This is a genomic window from Alteribacillus sp. JSM 102045 (assembly GCF_041949975.1).
Lineage (GTDB): Bacteria > Bacillota > Bacilli > Bacillales > Marinococcaceae > Alteribacillus.
Genome location: NZ_JBHFQG010000086.1, coordinates 1 through 1,762 on the forward strand (window position 1 = coordinate 1; position 1,762 = coordinate 1,762).

Annotated in this window: 2 protein-coding genes; both read right to left on the bottom strand. The window is 38.3% G+C overall.

The window, feature by feature from the left end; all coding sequences use genetic code 11:
• Positions 1-387: 387 nt before the first annotated feature.
• Positions 388-1,545 carry a glycoside hydrolase family protein gene (locus ACE1TI_RS21695; RefSeq protein WP_375009579.1) on the bottom strand — a complete coding sequence of 386 codons (1,158 nt, stop codon included), beginning with the start codon at positions 1,543-1,545 and terminating at the stop codon, positions 388-390.
• Between the two features lie 24 nt (positions 1,546-1,569).
• Positions 1,570-1,762, bottom strand: a 193-nt coding sequence (locus ACE1TI_RS21700) for a hypothetical protein (RefSeq protein WP_375009580.1), incomplete at its 5' end; no start/stop codon positions are given.

Below are 1,762 nucleotides of genomic sequence, written 5' to 3' on the forward strand. Positions count from 1 at the left end.
GCTACTAAGGCTTTATTGCCAGTTTCGAGTGCTTCTTTTACCACTTGCAATTTAAAGTCATTGGAGTAAACGTGTCGTTTCATAGTCCATCAACCCCTTTGATTCTAGTGTAACTAAGTTACCTTTCTTTTGTCCAAAATCGCTAAGGGGCTTTAGAGAAAAATACCTTTTAAACAGAGTGGTAAGGATGAATCCAGAGGTTTTTATTCATTACAATAGAAAGAAGAGCCCCCTTGTTATTTTATATGAAGGGAGCTCTTCAGCTGTTTGTTCTTGTGTTTTTTAGTTAAAGAAGATGAGATATGCTCTTCCCTAATCGTGGGGGAATGAATAACTTGGAATTTAACAGACGATACTCTTGCTATTCAGCTTCCGTTTGTTGAAATTTTAATAATTGTTTTGATTAAAATAATTCATTAAAACACCAATGGATTCGAATAAATAATAAGTGCCCCAAATCAGCTCATTATTAGTAGCCTCGTTTACCTTTTTATTAAAGCATCCTCCTAGGAACATGCCGGGACGTCTTTCATCTTGTTCGTTTAATGGAGTTAAATAGTTAGAAATTAACTGATTAATGGATTTTAATGCACTTGATCGATAGATTTCTTGCTTTTCTTTGTCTTCTACTAAAGTACTTAACTTTAACAAAGCTGAAGCAGCAATGCTTGTAGCCGATGTATCGCGATTGGTGTATGGTATTGCTGGATCATCAAAATCCCAATAGGCTACGCCGTCTGTTGGAAGGTTATTTATCCACCAGTCAGAAACTTCAATAGCAGTGTGTAATAGTTTTTCCTCTGATGGAGCCCATTGATAACCTACTGTGTAATGCATCATTGCCCATGCTTGAGCACGCCCCCACGTGCTATCATCTGAATAACCTTTATGAGTATATCTTTTTACTAAATTCCCATCAACATCAAATGAGGCTGATTGGCAAACAGAGCCATCCTCTCGGATGGAAAGTTCCTTGTTTTTATATGCATGCTTTAAGCCTATTTCTGCAATTGAGCTATCATTTGTTTCGTGAGCTGCCCATAATAACAAAGGGGTGGCACTTACCCCATCGATATTCGTTTCTGACACTCCAACGCTATCAGCTTCTTCCGCTTCATTACCAAGCGGAATGAGGTTTGTTCTTGGGTTATATTGCGATGCAACTGATTTAGCAGCAGCCAAAGCGATATTTTTAGCTTCTTCATCATCTAGAAGAATGTTGCCTAGGGCCGCACCATAATAAAATAAAAATCCTCTGAAGACAGTTTGAGAATCAATACGTTTTTTTAACAGTTCAGTCCATTTTCGAGCCCATTTTAAATATTGAGAATTATTGGTTTGAGAGGCTGCTAACCAGAGCAATCCATTCCAATAGCCGCCCGTCCAAAATCCGTCCGGAGAACAGGTCCATTTCCCGGTTACATTATCGGCGTAATGGGGGAATTCATTATTTATACTTTGAGCGGTTATTTCGATACTTTTAAGGATATTTTGGTACGCTTTTGTTAGTGATGTAGTTTGAATTGTTTCACTTTGGTTTGACATTTTTATACACTTCCTTTACAAAAATTATTTTATATTTTCATTGGCAATTATCGAACGTTCTAGAATTTCAGCGATATCCATGGTTTGAATATCGTCTTCTGCCTCTTTTGCTTTCACGCCATCCGACATCATCGTTAAGCAATACGGACAGGCGCTTCCAATCATAGAAGGACTGGTTTGTATCGCTTGTTCGGTTCGGGCGACATTCACCCGCTGC